Source organism: Fervidicella metallireducens AeB (genome assembly GCF_000601455.1).
In the GTDB taxonomy this organism is placed as follows: domain Bacteria; phylum Bacillota; class Clostridia; order Clostridiales; family Caloramatoraceae; genus Fervidicella; species Fervidicella metallireducens.
In genome coordinates this window covers 14,480-30,222 of the sequence record NZ_AZQP01000019.1, presented here as the reverse complement: position 1 = coordinate 30,222, position 15,743 = coordinate 14,480, and the positions used below count along the sequence as shown (strand labels likewise).

General features: G+C 33.2%; 13 protein-coding genes. 6 read left to right on the top strand and 7 right to left on the bottom strand.

The features are described from left to right. Positions 1–78: 78 nt before the first annotated feature. On the top strand, positions 79–2,466 hold the full coding sequence (locus tag Q428_RS07250) for a PAS domain-containing protein (protein ID WP_051515037.1): 2,388 nt from the start codon (positions 79–81) through the stop codon (positions 2,464–2,466). Positions 2,467–2,514: 48 nt separating this feature from the next. Here Q428_RS07250 and Q428_RS07245 read toward each other — a convergent pair whose 3' ends face one another. Continuing rightward, on the bottom strand, positions 2,515–3,792 hold the full coding sequence (locus tag Q428_RS07245; protein WP_035379574.1) for an MFS transporter: 1,278 nt from the start codon (positions 3,790–3,792) through the stop codon (positions 2,515–2,517). A gap of 46 nt (positions 3,793–3,838) precedes the next feature. Further along, positions 3,839–4,276 (bottom strand): MarR family winged helix-turn-helix transcriptional regulator, encoded by a 438-nt coding sequence (locus tag Q428_RS07240; protein WP_035379572.1) that lies wholly within the window; start codon positions 4,274–4,276, stop codon positions 3,839–3,841. Positions 4,277–4,468: 192 nt separating this feature from the next. Between Q428_RS07240 and rluF the strand changes: the two genes are divergently transcribed. From rluF to Q428_RS07220, 4 genes are all read left to right on the top strand, one after another. Continuing rightward, a complete protein-coding gene (rluF, locus tag Q428_RS07235; protein WP_201769265.1) occupies positions 4,469–5,284 on the top strand; it encodes a 23S rRNA pseudouridine(2604) synthase RluF in 816 nt (271 codons plus the stop codon). A 90-nt stretch (positions 5,285–5,374) separates the two neighbouring features. Then, positions 5,375–6,931 carry an ABC-F family ATP-binding cassette domain-containing protein gene (locus Q428_RS07230; protein ID WP_035379570.1) on the top strand — a complete coding sequence of 519 codons (1,557 nt, stop codon included), beginning with the start codon at positions 5,375–5,377 and terminating at the stop codon, positions 6,929–6,931. A gap of 107 nt (positions 6,932–7,038) precedes the next feature. Next, on the top strand, positions 7,039–7,968 hold the full coding sequence (locus Q428_RS07225; RefSeq protein ID WP_035379568.1) for a PfkB family carbohydrate kinase: 930 nt from the start codon (positions 7,039–7,041) through the stop codon (positions 7,966–7,968). A gap of 197 nt (positions 7,969–8,165) precedes the next feature. Continuing rightward, positions 8,166–8,567: a hypothetical protein gene (locus tag Q428_RS07220; RefSeq protein WP_035379566.1), complete on the top strand. Its 402-nt coding sequence runs from the start codon at positions 8,166–8,168 to the stop codon at positions 8,565–8,567. Positions 8,568–8,611: 44 nt separating this feature from the next. Here the strand turns inward: Q428_RS07220 and ltaE are convergent, their stop codons facing one another. The 5 genes from ltaE to rocF all read right to left on the bottom strand — a co-directional run bounded on the left by ltaE (position 8,612) and on the right by rocF (position 13,970). Next, positions 8,612–9,649 carry a low-specificity L-threonine aldolase gene (gene ltaE / locus Q428_RS07215; RefSeq protein WP_035379564.1) on the bottom strand — a complete coding sequence of 346 codons (1,038 nt, stop codon included), beginning with the start codon at positions 9,647–9,649 and terminating at the stop codon, positions 8,612–8,614. Between the two features lie 45 nt (positions 9,650–9,694). Further along, complete coding sequence (locus tag Q428_RS07210) at positions 9,695–10,678, bottom strand: P1 family peptidase (protein ID WP_035379562.1); 984 nt, start codon at positions 10,676–10,678, stop codon at positions 9,695–9,697. Positions 10,679–10,733: 55 nt separating this feature from the next. Beyond that, positions 10,734–11,324: an ECF transporter S component gene (locus tag Q428_RS07205; protein WP_035379560.1), complete on the bottom strand. Its 591-nt coding sequence runs from the start codon at positions 11,322–11,324 to the stop codon at positions 10,734–10,736. Between the two features lie 214 nt (positions 11,325–11,538). Then, complete coding sequence (gene hcp, locus Q428_RS07200) at positions 11,539–12,831, bottom strand: hydroxylamine reductase (protein WP_035379612.1); 1,293 nt, start codon at positions 12,829–12,831, stop codon at positions 11,539–11,541. Positions 12,832–13,073: 242 nt separating this feature from the next. Beyond that, on the bottom strand, positions 13,074–13,970 hold the full coding sequence (rocF, locus tag Q428_RS07195) for an arginase (RefSeq protein WP_035379558.1): 897 nt from the start codon (positions 13,968–13,970) through the stop codon (positions 13,074–13,076). Positions 13,971–14,289: 319 nt separating this feature from the next. Here rocF and cls point away from each other — a divergent pair, with 319 nt between their 5' ends. Further along, complete coding sequence (gene cls, locus Q428_RS07190; RefSeq protein ID WP_152539085.1) at positions 14,290–15,726, top strand: cardiolipin synthase; 1,437 nt, start codon at positions 14,290–14,292, stop codon at positions 15,724–15,726. The last annotated feature ends 17 nt before the right edge of the window (positions 15,727–15,743 follow it).

The window sequence follows — 15,743 nt, the reverse complement described above, 5'->3', positions numbered from 1 at the left end:
AGGAATTTTAATAAATTTGTAGAATAGTAAAATATTGTTATATGGATATATGGAATTTCCTTTAGGGGGTTGCTAATTATGATTACTGAAATTGATAAGGGAAAAATATATTTCTTCAGGGAGAGTCTTCTAAAGGATGCATCAGAAGGAATATGTATATACACGGTAAAGGAAACAGGCTCAGATGTTGAAATAATTTTGTGGAATAGAAAGATGATAGAAATAACAGGATATGATATTCAGGAGATAAACAATAAGGGCATATACAATACAATTCTACCAATAAAAGAAGGTACATGTGATGTTAATTCTGCTCTTAAGATACTACAGAGGAAAATTACATCCTTTGAGTGTGCAATAGTGAGAAAAGATGGAAGAGAGAGAGAGTTTGCAATAACATCCTTTGTAATGGAAGATGATGAAAGATTATATATATTGACTTTGGTTAAGGATGTAACTGAGCAGAAAGAGATTAAGCTGCAGCTGAAGGAAAGTGAAATGCGTTATAAAAAGCTTTTTGAGTTATATCCAGATGCCACCTTTGTTCATGATGGAGAGAAAATAGTTTTTTCAAGTCCTGCAGGAGCAAGACTGTTAGGAGCAAAGAACCCAGAGGAACTTATAGGCAGAGATTTAAAAAGTCTTGTACACAAAGATTATATAAATAAGGTTGAAAACAGGATAAAGGAAATTTGTAATAATGAAAAAAGAATGCAGCCTCCTTTAGAAGAAAAATTTATAAGACTTGATGGTACCTTAGTTGATGTAGAGGTGGTTTCGTCAATTTTCCCTTTTAAAGGAAGAAATCTAGTTCAGGTTGTAGCAAAGGATATAACAACAAAGAAAGAAATGGAAAAGGTTTTAATTGAAAGGGAGATGAAACTTAGAGAGATAACAGAAAACACTTTAGATATTATTGCCATAATTGATGAAAATGGCATATTTAAATATGCAACTCCCTCCCATGAAAGGATTTTAGGCTATAAAGTAGAAGAAATGATAGGTAAAAGCTTATATGAAGATATGCATCCAGATGACGTAAATATAACGAAAGAATATATTCAAATGATAAAATGTGGACATAAGATAAAAATGTTTGAGTTTAGATACAGGGATAAAAATGGGAATTATCTCTGGCTTGAGGTAATTGGAAAGTTAATTAAGGAGAATAATCAAAATCCATCGTGTATAATTCTTTCAGCCAGGAATGTTACCAAAAGGAAAGAAGCTGAGATTGCCCTTGCAGAGAGCGAGGAAAAGTACAGAAACCTGGTAGAACTTCTTCCAGATGCAGTTTACATTACACAGGAAAATATCATAATATTTGCAAACAAGTCAGCTGCAAAAATCTTTGGCTATGAAAATCCTAATGAAGTAATCAATAAAAATATAAGGGAAATAATAATATCACATCCAAGATATGAAAAGGCATACTTGAAAAAGAGAAAACTATTGGCAATAGAAGGTTTTATGCCATTGACAGAGGAGAAATTTATTAGATGTAAAGATAATACCCCAATTGACGTAGATACAACTGCAATCAGGTACAAATACGGCGGCAAAGATGTAATTTTATCAGTCTCAAGGGATGTTACAGAAAGAAAAAGGGTACAGAGCCTACAGAGAAAAATGGAACAAAAAAACAAATTATTAAAACAAACTAAAGAATATGATAAGCTTAGAACCGAGTTTTTTGCAAATATATCCCATGAACTTCGAACACCTTTAAATGTTATACTTGCTGCTATACAGATGATGAAACTTAATACAAATAAGAATATGTTATCTAGTGAGGATGATAAAACAAATAAATATATAAAAATTATGAATCAGAATTGCTATAGACTTATAAGGCTGATTAATAATTTAATAGATATAACTAAGATTGATGCAGGATATTTAAAGGCAAATATGATAAACTGCAATATAGTAAAGGTTATTGAAGATATAACCCTATCTGTTGTGGATTTTGCAAAGCATAAGGGAATTGATTTAATCTTCGATACAGAAATAGAAGAAGAGGTAATTGCATGTGATCCAGATAAAATAGAAAGAATAATTTTAAACCTGATATCCAATGCAATTAAATTTACTCCAAAGGGTGGAAAGATATTTGTAAATATAAATAAAAAGGAAGAACATGTTATAGTAAATGTGAGGGATACAGGAATTGGAATACCTCAGGATAAAATAAAGACTATATTTGACAGATTTATACAGGTTGATAAATCACTATCAAGAAATCATGAAGGAAGCGGAATAGGGCTAGCTCTTGTTAAATCCTTTGTACAAATGCATGATGGAAGGGTGAGTGTTCAGAGCAAATACGGCCAAGGAAGTCAATTTACAATTAAAATACCTATTAAACTAGCACTATATGACAGTGAAATAAACATGGCAGAATACAATAGTCAGGCTAACATTGAAAGAACACATATTGAATTTTCAGATATTTATACTGATTAATTAACTGAAAGGGAATAAAAAGAGAGGGGGCGCTGAGCGCCCCTTCTTCTATAGGTTTAAGTTACATTTTTCATTTGAATTCCGGTTAATTAATAAATTTCTAATAGTAAAGGACATGCTTCCTATAAATCTAAATAAGGCAGTAACGTATAGTGCAATATATATATTTGAGAACTTCAGTATTTGATCACCAACTAAAGGTGAAATACAAAGTGTTATGTTTGTTAAAGTAACATGAATGGCTATATATACAACCCTGTTTTTCTCAGGTGATACTTCAAGAAGAAGATTAAGTAATACTGTTACTGTTCCTGAAGTAAAAAAACCTGTTATTAAACCTGCAACAGTTATTGTATAAAGGTTTGGAGATAATGCAAATATTATTGGAGTTAATGCCATACCGAAGGTGGCAAAGGCAGTTACAAAGGAATTACCTTTTTTGTATATAAGATTTTTCCAGTAATTGTAACTCAAAAACATTACAAGGCCTGATGTTATGTTTATTATACTCAACCATGTTTCGTTAGCTCCAAGATATTTGATTTGATATATATTAAACAATGGCCACCCCATTTGCCATCCAAAGTGAAATAAAAGTGAACATATTATAAAAACTGTATATTTTTTGTTCGATACAATTTCCTTTAATGTTTCTAAAATCCTTATATCCTCTTTATCGTGATGTTTAACCTCTTCAAGCTCATTAAAGGTTTTTATCTCTATAAGTCCAACTATAAAGGATAGTACGAAGAATATCTGATAGGTATGCATAATTGCATCCTCAGATTCACCTATGATTCCTAAAAGGACACCTAAGATGAACATAATTACAAAGTTTGCCAGAGTTGAAAATTTATTTCTAGATGCAATGGCATTAGGTACTTCTCCTTCGGGGAATATATCACCACAATAACTTTGCAGCGCAGTTGTTGAAACAGATTCAGGAAAATTCATAAAGCTTGCTAAGAGTACAAATACAATTGGTCTATATTCCTTTGGTATAAATGGCATAAAGGCAAAGCTCAATATAAAAATCCTGCTGAACAAGAAGAAAAATGACATCACTTTTTTTCTATTCTTAGCTTTGTTCATTAATAAAATACCTGGTATAGTGGCAAAAACAGCAATTAGCCCTGGAAGTGCATTGAACAGTGATACATGGGAATCAGTTCCATTTAAACGGTAGATATATTTTACGGAAAATGGTTTATATAAACAAGTAACGATTGTATATAGAATTCCATTCAAAACGTAGAATTTTAAATTCCTATCAAGGATAGATTGGTCCCAATAAGCGTTGTCATTAGAATTGGTAGTTTCAGCCATAGTTATCCCCCCATTTGTTATGTAAAATCAGATATATTGGAAGGTACTATGTAGAAATATCATTATAAAAATACTCTAGATATTTGATAAAAATCTTTTTATCTTCCTCTGATGTTTCTTCAAGCAAAGTATCTATATATCGGCATCTCTCTTCAATTACCTTGTTAATTATTTCATAACCCTTATCAAGTACATGTATTCTGACTGTACGTCTATCTTCCTTAGTTCTAACCCTTTCAACAAGCCCATTATTCTCCATTCTATCAACAAGATCAGTTATTGTGCTTGGTGCAAGGTACAACTTATTACTTAGTTCACTTATAGTTAAGTTATCATGGTTAGCCAGAATCTGCAGGGCGTTGAATTGTGGAGGGGTTATTTTATAATCTCCAAGTATAGTTCTACCCTTTTGTTTTATGTCAAAACAAATCTTTCTGAGTAGAAACTCGATTTTTTCTATATCATCCATCTGGTTAAAATCCATAATTCTTCCTCCTAATATTTCGCCTCTCTAATTATTATAATTTCTAAAAATTCAATAGTCAATAAGAAAAAGACAGAAAAGTAAAAAAAATGAAACGATATCAAAGTAAAATTGACTTTGGATTTTAGTAAATGTATATTAGTATTGTTCATTCTGGATAGAATAAATAATAGAAATATCAGCTTAATAAAAATGCATAAGGAGCGTGTGTTTGTGAGAATCAATAAATACATAAGCGAAACAGGTATATGTTCAAGACGTGAAGCAGATAAATTAATAGAAGAAAGACGAGTTAAAATAAATGGAAAGATAGCTGAGATGGGAAGTAAAGTTGAAGAGGGAGATATAGTACAAGTTGATGGAAAACCCATAGGTAAAAAAAAGCCCCTTGTCTATATTGCGTTAAACAAACCTGTTGGAATAACATGTACCACCGAGAGAAATGTACACGGTAATATAATCGATTTTGTAAATCATAAGGAGAGAATTTTTCATATTGGCAGGTTGGATAAAGATTCTGATGGATTGATACTTCTAACTAATGATGGAGATATAGTTAATAAAATACTGCGCTCTGAAAATGAACATGAGAAGGAGTATATTGTAACCGTTGATAAGCCAATAACTGAAAGGTTTATACAGGCTATGTCAAGTGGAGTTAAAATATTGGGAAGGGTTACAAAGCCCTGTAAGGTAAATAAAATAAGAGATAATGTTTTTCAAATAATATTAACTCAAGGCTTAAACAGACAGATAAGAAGGATGTGTGAAGCTCTTGGATATAATGTAGTAAGGCTTCAAAGGGTAAGGATAATGAATATTAAGCTGGGGAATTTACCACTAGGCCAATGGAGGGATTTAAGCGATAAGGAATTAAATGAGTTATTTAGACAATTAAATTATAAACCTGAACATACAATCGTTAAGTCTGAAACAGTAAAAAAAGACTTAAAAAAAGATTCACAAAACAAAAGGGTGAGAAATAAGAATCAGAATCTTAGAAAATAATACCTGATAAGTTATATGTTTTTCTTTGACTTATATAGCTTTGCTAATATAAAATATTAAAGTAAAAATCTAATTGCGTGGGTGAAGATGATGAGTATTTTAACAGTAGAAAATGTCAGCCATGGTTTTGGTGCCAGAACCATATTAGAAGAAGTATCATTTCGTTTGTTAAAGGGAGAACATGTTGGTTTAATTGGTGCAAATGGAGAAGGAAAATCTACATTTTTAAATATTATTACTGGTAAGTTGATGCCTGATGCAGGTAAGGTTGAGTGGTGTAACAGGGTTACCTTTGGATACCTTGATCAGCACACAATCCTTGAAAAGGGAAATTCTATAAGGGATATTTTAAGAGGCGCCTTTAAGCATATGTTTGAGTTAGAAGCGGAAATGCTTGAGATTTATGATAAGATGGGACAGGCTTCTCCTGAAGAACTAGAAAAGATGATGGAGGATGTTGGAGAAATTCAAACGACATTAGAAGATAGTGGATTTTATGCCTTAGATGCAAAAATAGAGGAAGTTGCCAATGGGCTAGGATTAGGAGATATAGGTCTTGAGAGGGACGTGTCAGAACTTAGTGGAGGTCAGAGAACGAAAGTTCTTTTGACAAAATTGCTTTTAGAGAAGCCAATGATATTAATCCTTGATGAGCCAACTAATTATCTTGATGCAGAGCATATTGAATGGCTGAAAAGATATCTTCAAAATTATGAGAATGCATTTATTCTGGTTTCCCATGACATACCGTTTTTAGATTCTGTTGTTAATGTCATTTACCATGTTGAAAATGCTACCTTAACAAGATATTCCGGAAATTACAGCCAGTTTACTCAGATGTATGAGCTTAAAAAACAACAGCAATTACAGGCATATGAAAGACAGCAGAAAGAAATTGAAAAATTAGAGGATTTTATAGCAAGAAATAAAGCAAGAATATCAACTACTGGACGTGCTAAGAGCAGACAAAAGCAGCTTGATAAGATGGAAATTATAGAAAAGCCAAAGGAAAAAATAAAGCCTAGCTTTAAATTTAAAGAGGCAAGAGCTTCAGGAAAATTCTTGTTTGAAGCTAATAATCTTGTAATAGGATATGATGAACCTCTTACTAAACCTCTTAATATCTCTTTAGAGAGGGGTAAAAAAGTTGCTATAAGAGGTGTAAATGGACTGGGAAAATCCACCCTGCTAAAGACCCTTTTAGGGATTTTAAAACCAGTAGAAGGGGAGGTTAAACTTGGGGAATATTTATATCCGGGTTACTTCGAGCAGGAATCAAACAGGGATAATTATAATACTGCAATGGATGAAATATGGAATGAATATCCAGGATTAACAAACTATGAGGTTCGTCAAGCCCTTGCAAAATGTGGATTAACTAATGACCATATCACAAGTCAAATGGCTGTTTTAAGCGGTGGAGAAAATGCAAAGGTGAGATTGTGTAAGTTAATGCTGAAGGAGGTAAATTGGTTAATTCTAGATGAACCAACAAACCATTTGGATGTAGATGCTAAGGAAGAATTGAAGAAGGCTTTAAAGGAATTTAAAGGTACTGTTCTTCTTGTATGCCATGAACCTGAGTTTTATGAAGATTGGGTTACTGATATTTGGAATGTTGAGGATTGGACGACAAAGGTTGTATAGAACATAATGAAGGTCTTTTACATTAACAAAGCCTGGGCTGAAGGGTTTAACCTGAGCTCAGGTATCTTTTGATGGTTTGAAAACATAAGAAAAGAGGAGAGAAAAACGTGGATAAGCAGTATGATATAGTTGTTTTTGGTGCAGTTTTTGTGGATATAAAGGGTTTTCCAAGGGATATATTAAATCCAAAGGGTACAAATGTGGGTAAGGTTACATTCAAACATGGTGGTGTAGCCAGGAATGTTGTTGAAAATCTAAGTTATATGGGACTTAAAACAAGGTTTATTTCAGCCGTTGATAATAGTGGTACAGGAATTGAAGTGTTAAGCCGATTGAAGAAGGAAGGAGTTAATACTGAATTTGTAAATATAGTTGAAAAAGACGGCATGGGGATGTGGTTGGTTGTTTTAAATGAAAAGGGAGATATAGCAGCATCAATATCACACCAGCCGGATTTAAAGTATATTTATGACATAATAGACAGGGATTGTGATGAAATAATTGAAAATTGCAAAGCCGTTGTTCTGGACTTAGACTTTGATGCTGTACATATTGAGAAAATTTTGGATGCAGCAGAGAAGTATAATAAAAGGGTTTTTGGAGTAATAGGTCATACTGATGTAATAAAAAGAAATAAAGACATATTTAACAGATTAGATTGTTTAATATGTAACAATATCGAATTCAGTATAATAAGCGGCAGGGAAATTCAGGATATTAATGACTCCCAAGAAGTATTAAAGGAAATGACAAAATCAGGACTAAAAAGAATAGTAGTTACTTTAGGTAAAAAAGGTGCTGTTTATTATGACTCAATAGCTGATGTTTTTGGACACAAAGATGTAATTCCTGTAGATGTTGTTGATACAACTGGCGCAGGGGATTCGTTTTTTGCAGGCACTGTATATGGTTTAGTAGAAGGCTATGGCATTGAAAAATCAGTTCAGATTGGTACAAAGGTAGCTTCTTTAACGATTAGCATAAGTGAGAGTACTAATCCTGAAATTAAAAATAAAATGAATATAATAGTTGTGTAAAATCCCCTTATGGGGATTTTTTATTGAATTTAACTGGGAGGCAGGGCGAAGTGATGCAGGAATGGTTTTAATTTTCTAAATATTTTGAATTGTATATTGAAAATTGGGGGTTGATGTGATATATATAGATTAGGGTTTAATGGGGATGACTGAATAATACAAAATAAATTTAGCAATTTTATGTTAGGGGTGTTAGCATGAGTAAAATGGCGGTATTAAAATGCCGATGTTGCGGCAGTGAAAAAACTCTTTATTGGGGAAAAGAGTTCTATGTGACAAGGGACGGAAAAGAAGAAGATTATGGATATCCTGAAGGTATCAATGACTTGGCAAAGGAAAGTGGAATATCAGGTTTTTGGGTTGATAAAATCTGTAAAAACTGCGGTGAAGTTGTCAGAGAGAGTAGATATATAGAGGACGCTACTGATGAGTATATGGTTGCCTGGATGAATTTCCCCAAAATTGATATAATTGAAAACTGTGTAAAATGTGAAAGTAAGAATATGTTATCCCTTTATGAGCTTCTTGTAGGGGAAGATATGAAGATACCCTGTAATGAATGTGGTGAAGGGAGAATGGCCATTTTAGAGATAAAATAGATGAAAATAAATCCTCCAGAAATTCTTATCTGGAGGATTTTAACTTATAACATATTTTTCTGAAGGAAATCTTTAAAATTATCTACTACATATACGATATCATCTCTGGTAACCCAATAGTTTGTAACGAACCTCATGAGGCCGTCTTCTTCAGGATTTATTTTTATTCCTCTGTTTAAAAAGTTTTCAACTAACTTGCTTGTATCGTAGACTTTTTTGTCAATTTCAAAGAAAACCATATTTATATGTATATCTTCAGAATAAACATTAATTCCAGGAATTTTAGAAAGTTCCTGTCCCAGAAAAATTGCATTTTCATGGTCTTCATGTAGTCTTTGTGGCATTTTTTTAAGGGCAACAAGTCCTGCTGCAGCTAAGAAGCCTGCTTGTCTTAAGCCACCGCCCATCAATTTTCTACCTTTTCTTGCACGATCAATAAAGTCTTTATTACCTGCCAATATGGAGCCTACAGGGGCACAAAGACCCTTAGATAGACAGAACATAACTGAGTCGCAATATGAAGTTATCTCCTTTGGTTCCACATTTAGATGAGTTGCAGCATTAAATAGTCTTGCTCCATCCAGGTGAACAGGTATGTTATGTTTTTCAGCCAAATTATATATTTCCTTCATATATTCAATGGAGAAAACCCTACCGTTAGAGTGAGCATTTTCAAGACAAATTAGTCCAGTTTCAGGATAGTGGATATCTGATTGTCTAATCTTAGCTTTAATATCCTCAAGCATTAGTTTACCTTTATCAGACTTTAAAGTTCTAAGCTGCACACCAGCTATAACAGAAGCAGCACCAACTTCATGCATAACTATATGACAGTCATCCCCTAAGATGACTTCATTTCCCCTTTTGCAATGGGTAAATAATGAAAGTTGATTACCAAAGGTACCGCTTGGAACAAATAATGCAGCTTCTTTGCCAGTTATATATGCTGCATATTCTTCAAGTTCATTCACTGTTGGATCATCGCCATAGACATCATCTCCAACAACAGCCCTGTACATAGCATCTCTCATTTCCAGAGTTGGTTCAGTGACTGTATCGCTTCTAAGGTCAATATATTTCATCCTATAACCCCCTTTTACTCTATTATATATAAATATTTTGTATATTTAAATATAATTATGGGAGGCAGATATATCTTTATGACATTTATAATCAAAAAGAGAGGATGTATCGCGAACAGCTCTTATAATGGCTTCTTCCAGTACATTTGTGGCTAAAACTCCTACAACGTTTATATCTGCAGATACTTTATCAGTTGCCATTGTAAAAACTGTATCTCCATCATACATTGTATGTGCTGGTCTAATGGCTCTACCAAAGGCATTGTGTGCCATTGAAGCGATTTTATTAGCATTGGATTTATTTAGTTTTGCATTTGTTATAACAGTAGCAATTGTAGTGTTGCCATTAAAGACATTGCTGATTTCACCATACTTATTTATCATGCTTTTCTCGGTATTAAGAAAGTTTTTTTTATCTTTTGTTAATGCACCTGCTATTATTTGACCTGATTTAGTATCTACAACATCCCCAAGGCAGTTAACTGCTACAATTGCACCAACTTTCAAATCTCCAACCTGAACACAATATGTACCAAGGCCACCCTTCATTGAATATTCCGGTCCAAAAAATTTTCCAACAGTTGCCCCTGTTCCAGCTCCATAATTACCGTTTTGAAGTTCATTTGTATAGTTGGAATTTACACATGCACTATATCCCATCCTGCTGTCAGGGCGTATATCATTTTTCCCGATTACAAGGTCAAACAACACTGCACTACATACAATAGGAACCTTCGTAACACCAACATCAAAACCTATATTATTCTCCTCAAGATATTTCATAATTCCAGATGAAGCATCAAGACCAAAGGCACTTCCACCAGAAAGTACAACTGCATGGATTCTGTCTACAAGATTTATTGGATTTAGAAGATCTGTTTCACGTGTTCCTGGAGCGCCACCCCTTACATCAACTCCAGCAACAGCACCTTCTTGGCATATAATCACAGTACATCCAGTAGCAGCGTCATAATCCTGTGCATTACCAATTTTAATACCCTCAATATCAGTAATTTTAATTTCCTTCATGTAAAATCACACTCCATAATATTTTAAAAAATCCCGCTATAGCCGGGATGAATAACTATTTTCTTACATTTTTCATTATAAGTGTAACTGGAATAACAATTGCCATTGATACTAACACTTCAGGAATTCCGTTTGTGGCTGCAATTCCTATAATTACAGCTTTAGCCTTTTCAAGACTTATGTTACTTGCTGCGGCGAACTTCTGGATATATAGAAGATATATAAAACCTAAAACTCCTGCAGTATTTGTAATAGTTCCTATTGCAGCTGCAAATGCAGATTTTATTACATGGGATTTACCAGGGATTGCTTTGTAGGCATAGTACGCCGTAATACCAATTAAAACCCTTGGTAAAACTGATACAATAGGATTTAAAAAGGCAAAGGATAATATGTTTGGTTGGGTGATTGCTTTAATTATACTAGATATTCCAAAGATAAGTCCAATCATTGCACCAACCACAGGTCCTTCTACTATTGCACCTATGATGACAGGTATATGCATTATAGTTGCATTAGCTGGTGGTATAGGTATAAATCCAAGTGGTGTCATACCAAGAACAATGCTTATAGCAGATAATAATCCGATAACGGTAATCTGCCTTGTGCTGAATTTTAAACCTTTAGCTGTTACTCTTTGTTCCAAATTAATTACCTCCGTTCTTACTCCACAAAGGATATAAGTCGAAAAATCCTTTAGAGTTATCATTGTTCGGTTTCTTTAAGAATACCGACAATATTATTCTATCACTTTTTTTGGAAATTTAAAGAGGATAAGAAAAAGTCTTAATTGTAAGAAAGTTTAAAAGGGCGCTGCACTAGCATTTTTAGTTGCTAGTGCAGCAGCCTTATTAAGTGAATTATTTCATCATTTCTTTTAAATCTGCCTGGGCATCTCCACTTACTATATGGAGGTTGAAATTCTTTACAAGTACATCAACAACTCCAGGAGCTAAGAACTCTGGTGCCTTTGGTCCTACATATATGTTTTGAATTCCTAAGCTGAAAAGACCTAATAATATAGCCACAGCTTTTTGCTCAAACCATGAAAGAACTATGCTTAATGGTAAATCATTTACTGAGCAATTGAATGCCTCTGCAAGAGCCACAGCTATTTTAACAGCAGAAACAGAGTTATTGCATTGACCTAAGTCAATAAATCTAGGAATGTTTGTACCTGGTACTGTTCCGTAGTCTACATCATTAAATCTGAATTTTCCACATGATGTCGTTAAAAGTACACATTCCTTTGGAAGTGATAGGGCAAGTTCTCTATAATAGTCTCTACCCTTTGTTGGAGCATCACAACCTGCAATTACAAAAAATCTTTTGATCTTGCCTGATTTTACAGCATCAATTATTTCTGGAGCTATACTTAATACTGTTTGATGATGGAATCCAGTTAAAAGTTTTTTATCTGAATCTATATTAGCCTTAGGTAGAGATAATGCTTTTTCTATTATTGGTGAGAAGTCATCATTTTCAATTTTGTTGACATTTTCAAGTCCAGTAATATCATAAGTATATGTTCTATGTCCGTAACTTCCAGTTGTAATTGGCATAACACAGTTTGTTGTAACTAGTATTGCTCCTGGGAATTCTTCAAAAACCTTTCTCTGATCATACCAGGCTTTACCTACGTTACCCTTAAGATGAGGATATTTGTTAAGTTCTGGATATCCGTGGGCAGGAAGCATTTCAGAGTGGGTGTAAATGTTAATGCCCTTTCCTTCAGTTTGCTTTAATAATTCCTCTAAAGCGTATAAATTATGTCCTGTTACAAGTATACAGTGGCCTTCTACCTTATCTTCAGTAACTACCTTTGGTGATGGTATTCCTAGTTTGTCTGTATGAGCTCTATCTAATAAATCCATAACTTTGCAGGTAGCAGTTCCAACCTTTAATGCCATATTTATATGGTCTTCAAGGTTGAAGTTGACATTTGTAAGTGTAGTATAGAGTGCCTCATGGGTAATAGCATCAACTTCAGGATCAGTATATCCAAGTTGTCTTGCGTGTGTTGCATATGCTGCAACTCCCTTTAAACCTAAAATAATTGTATCCTGTAGACTTGAGATTACTGGATTTTTGCCGCAAACTCCAAATTTTGTGCAACCTCCCTTAGGTGTTTGTTCACATTGATAACAAAACATATCCATTTTTTGTACCTCCCTCTGAATTTGTGTTGGTGAATCGTTATTTTGACCAAAAATATTTTTAAAGAATGACATGTTGATTCCTCCTATGTTATTGCGTTTCGTATTTACATATTTATATTAACGAATTTAAAAAGAAAATGATGTGATATATATCATACACTAAGGAGGATTTTTATCACATAAAAGGGGCTGTCACATTAGCAACTAAAATGCTAAGGGACAGCCCTAATAAAAAACTATTTCAAGTTTTTAAATATATCCGTCAATAAATCTACAGATATTTTAGCAGTAGTATCATTTACATCAAGGAGTGGATTTAATTCAACAAAATCTAATGAAACCATCATGCCAGATGAGGCTAATGCAGTAAGAAGCTGTCTTGCTTCTTCAACTGTAATACCGTTATCTACCTTAGTTCCCGTTCCAGGTACATATCTTGAATCTATAGCATCCAGATCAAAACTTACATGTATACCATCAACCCTGGATTTTAGATATTGAAGAGTTTCTTCAATTATCTTTGTCATTCCCACTTTCTTTACCATTTCCATTGGAAAAGCTTTAATTTTAGATTGATTTAAGATTTCTATTTCTCCTTCGTCTAAATCTCTGCCAGCTATATGAACTATATAATCCTCTTTAATTTTTATTCTATCCTTATATATATTAACAAGTGACTCATGACCGAGGCCCATGCTTGCTGCTAAAGGCATACCATGGATATTTCCAGTAGGAGAAGTTTCTAAAGTATTTAGATCCCCGTGGGCATCTATCCAAATAACCCCTAGCTTTTCAATATGTGTGCTTACACCGGCAATACTTCCAAGACCAAGGCAATGATCTCCTCCAAGAATAAGAGGGAAATTGCCTTTAGATATCGATTGATGAACCATTTCAGCAAGTTTTGTGTTGGCATCTAAAATTGCGTTTAAATATTTCATTTTTGGATGGTCTTGAAATTTATCTTCACTTGAAACCTTTACAACATCTATGTCACCTAAATCTTCAACTTCATATCCTAGATTCTCAATGGTTTTTTGAATATTCATTTCTCTTAACTTGTTTGGTGCAAAATCGCAGCCTTCTTTATCTGCTCCGTAGTGAATAGGCATTCCTATAACATTTATTTTCATCTATCTAACTCCTTTCATATACATAAGACTAGCATTAATTTTATTAGATAATAATAACTATGTCCAGCAGAAAAAATAAACAGAATTTGGAATATGAAGTTTAGTATAAATTATTATTCATTTATAGAGAAAAATATTGTGTGAATTATAAAAAATTAAGAAAAATAAAAGTTGACAGAGAATTATTTTTTTAAAATGTTCTATATAATACATTTTGCTTTAAAATAGATATCAATATTCTGACAAATAAAATATTGTTTACATTTTATAAAATTACTGATATAAATATTGATAACATCAGAATTGCGGGGGTGAAATTATGTTTCTTAAAATCCAAGATGTTTTGTCCTGGTTGTTTTTTATTAATGCAATTGTTTCAATTATCATCATCATATTGGAAAGAAAACGTCCAGAAAAAACAATTGCGTGGCTCTTGGTTTTTGTGGTTTTACCGCCAGTTGGTTTAATATTATATATATTTTTGGGTAGAAACTGGAAAAGGCATAAACTAAGCGAGGAATTTTCCCCAACAGTGAAGGAATTGATTTATAGGGTTATAAATAGAATAGATAATCCGGATTATATACAACTTATACAGCTTTTAGGCAATATCAGTGATTCGCCCTTATTTGTTGAAAATGATATTAAACTTTTTTCTGATGGAGAGGAAAAATTTAAATATCTTCTTGATGAAATGGCTAAAGCAAAGCATCATATTCATTTAGAGTACTACATAGTAAAGGATGACAAAATAGGAAACAAGGTTAAGGAGATGCTGATAAAAAAAGCTAAGGAGGGCGTCAGGGTCAGATTTTTAATGGATAGAGTTGGGTCAATAAAAGTTGGTAGGAGGTACATAAAGGAACTAAAGGAAGCTGGAGTAGATGTGATACAGTATTCCTATTTTCTGGCACCCCTTTTAAGACATATTAATACTCAGATTAATTATAGAAATCATAGAAAAATAGCAATAATAGATGGCAGGGTTGGTTTTATTGGGGGAATGAATATTGGAGATGAATATCTTGGTAAGGGGAAATTGGGTTATTGGAGAGATATGCACATAATGATAAAAGGCGATGGTGTATTGGGCCTTCAGGCGGTTTTTTTAGATGATTTTTGGGCGATAAAAAGAATAGATGATAGTAGTTTTTTTTACGATGAGGAATTCGAAAAATATTTTCCAGCGGTAGGTAATCCACGAAAAAAAGTTATGCAAATAATTAAAAGTGGACCAGATTCAGAATACCCATCTATAATGCAGACAATGATTAAAATGATTACAATGGCTAAAAAAAATATATATATAACAACACCTTATTTTGTTCCTACAGAGAGTATAATGGAGACATTAAAAATAGCAGCCTTAAGCGGGGTGAAGGTAAAGATACTTTTTCCCGGCAGGTACGACCATATAATGGTATATTACGCATCACGCACATATTTAGCAGAATTAATGAAATGTGGTGCTGAGGTATATTTTTATAAAGATGATGCATTTGTACATTCCAAACATATTACTATTGATGGTAAAATAGCAACAATTGGAACAGCAAATATGGATATCAGAAGCTATGAGTTGAATTATGAAGTTAATGCAGTAATATATGATGAGGATTTCACCCAAAGGCTAGATGAAATATTTATAAATGATTTAAAGGAGAGTAGGAAATACTCTGTTGAAGACTATGAAAGAACTCCTAAAATAACCAGATTTATGGAGGCTGCTGCAAGGGTGTTCTCTTCCTTGCTTTAATTAAAAGCTTTTCAGGG